An 8,509-nucleotide genomic window follows, 5' to 3' on the forward strand; every position below is an offset into this window, starting at 1 on the left:
TGCCCTTGAGCCTGGCAGATCCTTTCTCGCTGCAGGGAGCCATCGGTTGTGACTCAGATATCGGCGATTCAGCCCGGCCATAGACATAGAGGTTGTCGAGAAAGGTGAGCGGAGTCTGACGGCTTTCAGTCGACGACACGATGGAGCGAACCAGCCCTGGCCACTCCTGGTTCCATATGCGCGCCCGATAAGGCAAACCGACTGTTGCGATAACGTCCGTACAGTCGGCAAGTGCTGGCTCTAGCTGGGTGGGTTCATATGAGGAGATCTCCCGGCAGGAGACCCCTCCAGCGGAAGGAGCATCACTTCGCCGGCGGGAGATGGCGACGACTCGAACACCACGTTGGGTCAGCGTACTCACAACGAGGCGTCCGATTTGTCCACTCGCACCTATCACCGCTACCCGGCGTTCGTCGGTCACTGTCTATTCTCCTTTGATTCTGTAGCTACTCCGACACAGTAGATCCTTGAATCCCCGGCGGCGGTCGAGTGGCTAAAATGACTTGTGTTCATGAAAACTAGACAGCGCTTTGGGGCGTGATACATGACTGGTGTCGGTCGATTCTTCGCGATCATCCTAGTGCCGCGAAGCTTCTTCAGGCACTCCAGTGTTGTCCACGCTCTGCACAGGTCCCAGTCTGTCCGGAGTGTTGCTGACTCCTCCGAACGAAATACCAGGTCAGCGACGAATTGGATTTCCGTCGACCTGCTCACTAGACATGCATCAATCGCGACCTTGTGATGTGACACTGCTACAAATGTTTGTGCGCCTTCGTGGCTCGCCGATATACCGAGGCTGCGCGCTGATGCGGATGGTGGGAGCGTGACGTAGTGTTCTTCGCCTGAGAGCAGTCTTTCGATGAGACGGAGCTGACGTAGTGGTTGACTGGCCTCGTTGTTCGCACTCCCGCGTTCGAGGACTGCTCGCGCAGCTTGCCAGACGTCCGGATGTGAACGCCAGTGTCGCGTTCGAGACATGACAACGATACGGCAGTAATCAGCACACATCGCAAGCTAACGAACTTGCCGGACACCGGCAACGTTGACCGCATGGGCAGTACGATCGAGTGTCTTATCGAGCTGCTGCGTCGTGTGCTCACTGGTGATAAAGAACCGCAGTCTCGCCATCGAGTTGGCGACGGCGGGATAGATGATGGGATTCACGCTAATCCCGTCATCGTTGAGCTCTTGTGCCACGTGGATTGCAGTCGCTGAGTCGCCAAGAATTACGGGAACCACAGGAACTCCGCTGGCATCGCCGGTGTTGAGCCCGCGCGCCTGAGCCCCGGTGAGGAAGTAGCGGGAGTTCTCCCGCAGACGTCGCAGTCGCTCCGGTTCGTCCCTCATGACCTCGATCGCGCTTGCCGAGGCAGCTGTGTTGGCAGGGGTGAGGCCAGCGCTGAACACCAACGACGACAGGGTGTACCGGAGGTGCTGTACAAGCGCTTTGCTTCCTGCGATATATCCTCCGCAGCTGGCAAGGCTCTTGGAGAGTGTGCCCATTAAGATGTCGACTTCCGCTGGGTCAACACCGAGCTCTTCGCATATCCCTCCCCCGCAGGCCCCGAGCACGCCGATGCTGTGAGCCTCGTCGACCATGATGTGGGCATCGTACTTGCGTGCGACTTCAAGCAAGCGGGGAAGGTCTGCGACGTCACCATCCATGCTGAAGATGCCTTCAGTTACGATCAAAGCTCGGCGAAAACGGTAGCGGCGAGCTTCCAGAGCCTTAGCTAGGTTGCCAGCGTCGTTATGAGCGAACGAATGCCGCTTCGCACCCGAGGCTTTCATGCCCTGGTGGATGCTGTCGTGGACGAGGGAGTCGTGCAGGATGAGATCCTGAGGGCCGTAGAGGTGGGGGATGATGCTAGCGTTTGTGCTGTGCCCGCCGATAAGCACCACGGCATCTTCTGCACCGACGAGGGAAGCGATAGAGTTTTCGAGGTCTGTATGCAGAGGACGGTTTCCGGACAGAATTCGTGCGGCTGACGCGGAGGTTCCGTACTGGTTTACCGCGTCGTGGACGGCCTCGACTACACGAGGATGACCGGCGAGACCGAGGTAGTTGTATGAGCTGTAGCTGATCAACTCTCGTCCGGCGACGGTCGTGGTTGAGCCGGCTACTGACTCATGTTCGATGTAGTACGGGATGCTCCCATCGGGTTCCGCAGTGGTATGAAGCCTCTGTGTCGTTTCCAGTACGTCGGGAATCTCGTATACACGCAACGTTTCGGGCTCAACATCGCTCGTCGCCTTGTCAACACCGGTCGATGACGAGAGCACACCGCCGTCAGCTGGGCGACTCGTCGATACTCCCATTTGGCCCGCGATCACATCGATCAGGTCCCCAATAGAATCGGCCGCGCCGATCCGTTCTTCGTCCGGGACCCAGGACGGCAGCCGGTTATTGATTCGCGTGATGATGTTGGTGAGCATCAGCGAGTCGAAGCCGAGGTCGCTGCCGATCGTGGCGTCATCGCTGACCTCTTCCACCCGGTATCCTCCGACTTCGGCGACGACCGCCTTGACTTCCCAGGCGAGGCTGTCGCGATCTAGAGCGGCAGGGTCGGGGGTGACTCCGGCAGCGCTTGGAGCTGTGACATTGACGGCAAGCTCGTAGTTTTGCGGCTGTCCAGTGCCGACTCGGCCTCCGCCTACGAGTGAGGACAGAACTGTGACTTGCTCGTGAAAGAGCGCGAGAATCTGCGTGGACAGCGACGACTCTGCACCAGCAGGCGGCGACATGCTGTCGTCGGAAAGCGTTGACCGTGCTGGTGAGGAAGCCATCGCCGTCTGACTGCGATTCGCCTCGGTCTCGTGCGGCTGCTCAGCAGCAGCTTTGTCATCGCCCTTGGGCGCGGTCCGCGTAGCGCCGTTGACCACGCTATTCTGGCTCGTCCATGACTGGGTCCACGACATGCTTGCTGTACCTCCGTTGCTGATTATCCGGTGCGGTTTGAAGTCGGCGACGCTCAAGAACAGTCGCGCGATTGCATCGGCGATACCCGAAGGCGTGTCGTAGCGGCCGCCGAGTGCGATCCCCATGCCGGCGAAGTCTGGATTCGACTGCCGATACATGTGGATGAGCGAATCTCCTCCGCTGATCTGCACGACGACGTGAGGCGAGTGTTGCTGGGCGGTGTGGGCTGCTTCTCGGAACCGGACCGTTCTTGCCAGCTGCTGGCTGATGAGGTCGGCTGCGTCTTGTTGGCGCAGGACAGGCTGTGCCGAGACCGACGAGACGCACATGGCCCGATGCTGGGTCTCTGATGTCGACCAGTTGTAGCTGTGGACGATATTCGCAAATTCATCGTCGGCTTCTGCGAAATAGGGCGTGTGGAATGCCGCAGCCGTTCTGAGGCGAGAATATGCGATGTCTCGTACAGCAAGCTCATCCTCGAGCGCCGAAAGGCTGCCGTTATCTCCGCCGATCACGACTTGGGTTGGAGCGTTGTCGCAGGCGATGTATGTGCCCGGAAAATCGTTGACCATGGGCTGAAGGGTCTCCGCCGAGTCGCGGATTGCGAGCATGCCGGTTCCCTCGCCGACCCGACTCATGCACCGCGCTCGCTCGCGAATCAAGGTCAACGCGGAGCTTGGCTCCAAGAGTCCGGAGCCGCAAAGGGCACCGAACTCTCCGACGCTATGTCCCAATACAGTCGCAGGACTCACGCCGATCCGGGCTAATGCTTCGGTTGCTGCTATGGCGGTCACGGCCAGCAGCGGTTGGGCTACCGCAGTGTGGGAAACATCGACACAGGCAGGTTCAGGAGATTGTTGTGCTCTCGCCCAAGCCTGGGATAAGTGTGGGGCAAGCCGCGGCTCTTGGAAGTGCTCTTCCAGCTCGATGACCCGATGGCGGAATTCATCGTCAATGGCTGCAAGGGACGAGTGCTCCCCGACTCGCTGACTTCCCTGGCCTGGGTACAGGTAGAGCACACTGGTCGACTTTGGGACATAGGAGACCGCGACGTGTTGCTGAGGATCCGAGGGTTGGCTGACGATTTCTCCGGTGACGATCTGCTGCAAGCACAGATCGAAATCTCTGATGTCATCCGGGACTATGGCGGCTCGATATGGTTGAACATCTCGCAGCGCCAACCGTGCAGCGACATCGTTGAGCCACTCTCTCGCGGCTTTCGGGTCCCGAGTGATGGCTTCGGGGAGGTTCTTGACATGTGAGCTGAGTTCGGCTGCCCTGAGACGGAGCTCATCCTCTGTGGCACCGGAGAGCAAGATTACCGTCGGACTAGGCATGCGTGACCACCTCTTCTGGAGTTTCGATGACTATGTGCGAGTTCGTGCCACCGAACCCGAAGGAGTTCACGGCGACCCGTCGAATTCGTGCTGGCTTGTCGAGCGCGCTCTCAGTGAGCCTGACACCCGTCGCCTCCAAGAGAGAGTGAGGGACGATCTGGTCTTCGACGGGCTGCGCCGGCCAACGGTTGTGGATGAGCGACAGCACTGCTTTCACGACTGCGAGGGCTCCCGATGCCGCCATTGTGTGCCCAATGACAGCCTTGACCGAGCCAAGACGGATGGGATCTCTGGAGACTCTATCGGCGTATGCCTGATGAATTGTCTCCAACTCCGTCCTATCGCCGACGACCGTCCCTGTACCGTGCCCTTCGATCGCATCGACCTCGAGCGAGACTCCGCCACTGACCCGCGCCGCTTCCTCGATCGCATTGATTTGACCGCTGACAGTCGGCGTCATCACGCCTTCAGCCCGACCGTCGTTTGATGAGCCAAGGGCCCGTATGATGCCGAGAATGTCGTCGCCGTCTTCGAGCGCATCGTCGAGACGCTTGAGCAGAACCATGGCACCGCCTTCGCCTATGACAAAACCGTTGGCAACAGACGTGAAGGGGCGGCACTGCCCAGTTCTAGACAGGGCGCCGATGGCGGAGAATCCAACATGCGCTTCTGGAGTCAATGCGGTGTAAACGCCGCCAGCGATACATGCCCGTGTCCGTTTGAGCTGTAGCATCGCACACGCCATTTCGATGGCGGTGAGGCTTGATGCGCATGCCGAGTCAACGCTGAATGCGGGGCCGTTGAGGTTGAATGTGGACTGCACGGCAGCCGGGATCATGTTGGCCAGTACGCCGGGCATGGTATGACCGCTCATGGGCTGCACGGCGACGTTCGCAACGTCGCGCACTATCCTGCGCTCAGTGGGGCTCCCATTTCCCAGCGTTCCATCAACAAGAAGATCCGATACGACCGGTGCGGTGCTGATGGACCGGTAGTCGGTGGAACTGACTCCGATGATTGTTGCGATCCGGCGATCTTTCTGCGGTTGATCACCGACCGAGTTTCGACCGAGCAATTCGTCGACCAGGTTGATCGCCATTCGCTGCTGCGGATCCATACGCTTTGCGCGTGCCTTCGGGATTCGAAACCGCCCTGCGTCTAGCTCGAACGGATCGGCGACGGGTGCCATTGTGTGCGAGTAGCTGAGGTTGTCACGCCCGGGGAAACGATCCGTCTCTCTCCTGGCCCAGCGATCGTCCGGAACGGCCCTGAATTGGGGGCGCCCAGCGCTGAGGAGCCGCCAGTACTCGTTGACGTTCTCCGCGCCGGCGCATCGTGCGGCGACACCTGTTATTGCGATGAGGTCGGTCCCCATGGTGCCTCCGTTCACTCGGTTCGATACACCCTGCATCGACAGTCTAATACACTGTGTATCGATGCGTCGACATGTGGCGGTCACTGCTCAGGGCGTGATCGGAGCGAAACTCGCACCCACCGTCTCCCTCGCTCGGCCGTGGGCTCCGAGACGTCACGGACGTGCACATGTACCTGCCAGCTATGAGCAGCCTCCCGACGTCCCAGATCCAGACCGGCCCCGAGACCACGCCATCGACGAGAAGCGAGGGGGCGCGAGCAATCTGCCCGAAGAGGAGCGCGAGCGCATCCGTGCTGCCGCCCGCGAAGCTGCGAGCCAGTTCCCGCCGATGAGCGGCGAGCTGGTCGCCTTGGTACGCAACACCCTGCTCGGTCGCACCCGGTGACCTGTGGGCCGCCGTCCATTGCCGGGATGATCTGGTGCGCGGCTCCATGTGCACCTGCCGCTTGTCGAAGGCATTCTGACCGCGGTTCTGCCTCTGCTGGATACGGATATCGAACCCGGCCTTGATGATCGCTCGCTGTTCCGGCAGTGGCAGTCCCGCCCACGCGGTCCGCAAGTCTGGAGCAGTGACCAGGGCCTTCACGCGGTCGTCGGTGATCGGCGGGATCAATTCCCGCTCCGCGGCCGCGATCTGCGGGCGCAGGGTCTGCTCGACCTTCGTGAGCGTGTCGCGGTTCAACTGCCCGGCGGTGTACTGGGCGATTGCCTCGTCCAGACTGGTCTCCAACGCACCCCGGCGTTCCTGCGCGGCATTGCGCGTTCGCGATCCACTCGTTTCCGTCGTCACCGGTGAGCCGGGCGAGGTTCTCGGGGCTTTCGAACCAGGTCAGCACGGCCTCCTCGACGTCGTCGTCCAGGCCCTGTTGGGCGATGGTGATCTTGTAGCAGCCACGAAACGCGCAGTAGTACTTGACCGCATCCGCCTGATGCTTGCGCCTCAGGACGGCCCGCTTCAAGGGGCGTCCGCAGTAGTGGCACTTGGCGATGTGGGTCATCAGAGTCTTCGCCTGCGTACCGCCACCGCCCTTGACCCTGCGACCGGGATCGGCGAACAGGCGCTGAAGCCGTGGGAACGTCTTCCAGTCGATCAGCGGCTCCTGCTGGGCATCACCGATGACCTCGCCCTGATAGACCCGCTTGCCCGCAATGGTCGGGTTCTCCAGCACTTGGTGGACGGTGTTCGCCTCCCACCCACGTGGAGCCTCGGTCCAGGACTTCATCGGGGTCGGCTCCCCGCCATCCTGGAGCCGCATCGCCACCGAGTGCAGCGACTTGCCTGCGAGCACCTCGCGGGCCGCCTCCCGCACGATCTCGCCCTTGTGCGGGTCGGGCTCTGGCCGGAGAAGCACGCCGGTGAGTTGGTCATAGATCCTCCGGTACCCGTAGGGAAGGCGACCGTAGGGGCGTCCGCGCTCGGCGTTGAGCTTCACGGTGCGCAGTTGCCGTTCGCGCATCGTGTCTGCGTCAGCTTCGGCCCGTAAGAACTCCCCCCATCGCGAACGAATCATCCGATCGGGTGAAGTCGTAGACGCGCCCGTGGGTGAGGTAGAGGACATTCGCTCGGCGGCAAACCTTACGCAACTGTACGTAGACCTCCAGGTCACGCGCGGCTCTGGAGGGCTCCCAGGTGACGAAGCCGCCGTGCCTACCTTCCTCGAGTAGCGCCATCACCTCGTCGAAGCCCTCGCGGATCTGCTTCCGCCACTGGGAGGCAGACCTGCCGGAGTCACGCACGATCACGTCGGGGTACCAGCGCAATGGCTCGCACCAGTGGGCTGTGTCAAGGATTTCGTACAGTCTCTCGGTGTTTTTCTTGTGTTTCAGGCCGCTGCGGGTGGGTCCGCGGTGGTGGGTTCGTGGTGGTCGGCCCAGGCTCGTGCTGGGGTGCGGTAGCCCAGGCTGGAGTGGCGGCGGCGCCGGTTGTAGAAGACCTCGATGTACTCAGCCACAGCGAACCGCGCCCTGCCCCGAGTGGTGAAGACCTGCTGGTGATACATTTCGTTCTTCAACGTCGCGAAGAATGACTCCGCGGCGGCGTTGTCCCAACAGACCCCGGTCCTGCCCATCGACTGGATAAATCCGTGTTGTTGAGAATAATTAATGAATTCATCTGAAGTATACTGAGACCCATGGTCTGAGTGAAATATAGCATTCTTTTTCGCTCCACCCTGGGTGCGGGCCATCTCCAAAGCGTCGATGACCAGGCTGGTGCGCAGGTGGGTGGCGGTCTGCCAACCGATGACCATCCGGGTGGCCAAATCGATCACGGTAGCCAGGTACAGCCACCCCTGACCGGTACGCAGGTAGGTAATGTCTCCCACCAGTGCAGTACCGGGAGAATGGGACTCTGGAGCGAAGTCCCGGCCCAGCTTATCCTCGAAGACCTGGGCTCGACCGTCGACCACCGTGGTGGTCTTATACGCCCGCTTCTGCACCGCCTTCAACCCCAGTTCACGCATCAGCTCGGCCACCAACCCCACCGAAGCTTCGAAGCCCTCCTGGTTGAGCTGAGCAGCCACACGCCGACAGCCAGCAGTGCCGCGCTGTTGATCGAAGATCCGGGCGATCTCGACCTTCAACACTTCCCGGCGGGCTTCGGTAGCCGTGGTGGTGCCGACCCGGGCCCGCCACGCGTAGAACGAGGAACGCGCCACTTCCAGCTGGGTGCACATCCAGTCGATCGGGTAGTTGTCCTTCTCCGCCTCGATCAGGGCTGACTTCTCGTTCAGTCCTGCTCCCTGGCGAAGAAGGCCGCTCTAGACTCAAACCGTCAGTGCAACACCCCTAGTCAACTTCTGGTAGAGGTGGAATATGGCGAAACTAGGACGACCTGGACTGCCGGAGACCGAACGCCGCCGAGTCTGGGAACTATGG

At 61.0% G+C, this 8,509-nt stretch carries 6 protein-coding genes; all 6 read right to left on the reverse strand.

The genetic code is table 11. The features are described from left to right. Nucleotides 1-421: NAD(P)H-binding protein (locus DCC24_RS12700; protein WP_146206332.1), on the reverse strand; the 421-nt coding region annotated here is incomplete at its 3' end. Nucleotides 422-1,014: 593 nt separating this feature from the next. After that, a complete protein-coding gene (locus DCC24_RS11760) occupies nt 1,015-4,257 on the reverse strand; it encodes an aminotransferase class I/II-fold pyridoxal phosphate-dependent enzyme (protein WP_110100090.1) in 3,243 nt (1,080 codons plus the stop codon). Beyond that, nucleotides 4,250-5,632, reverse strand: coding sequence for a polyketide synthase (locus DCC24_RS11765; protein WP_158524686.1), 1,383 nt, complete (start codon nt 5,630-5,632; stop codon nt 4,250-4,252). Before DCC24_RS11765 ends, DCC24_RS11760 begins: the two co-directional genes overlap by 8 nt. Before the next feature lie 80 nt (nt 5,633-5,712). Next, a complete protein-coding gene (locus DCC24_RS11770; RefSeq protein WP_233492094.1) occupies nt 5,713-7,143 on the reverse strand; it encodes a recombinase family protein in 1,431 nt (476 codons plus the stop codon). Next, on the reverse strand, nt 7,100-7,393 hold the full coding sequence (locus DCC24_RS12465; protein ID WP_233492095.1) for a recombinase family protein: 294 nt from the start codon (nt 7,391-7,393) through the stop codon (nt 7,100-7,102). Before DCC24_RS12465 ends, DCC24_RS11770 begins: the two co-directional genes overlap by 44 nt. 62 nt (nt 7,394-7,455) lie before the next feature. Then, nucleotides 7,456-8,364: an IS3 family transposase gene (locus DCC24_RS11775; protein WP_110100092.1), complete on the reverse strand. Its 909-nt coding sequence runs from the start codon at nt 8,362-8,364 to the stop codon at nt 7,456-7,458. Nucleotides 8,365-8,509 lie beyond the last annotated feature (145 nt).

Origin of the sequence: Auritidibacter sp. NML100628 (genome assembly GCF_003185985.1) — a bacterium.
Classification (GTDB): Bacteria; Actinomycetota; Actinomycetes; order Actinomycetales; family Micrococcaceae; genus Auritidibacter; species Auritidibacter ignavus.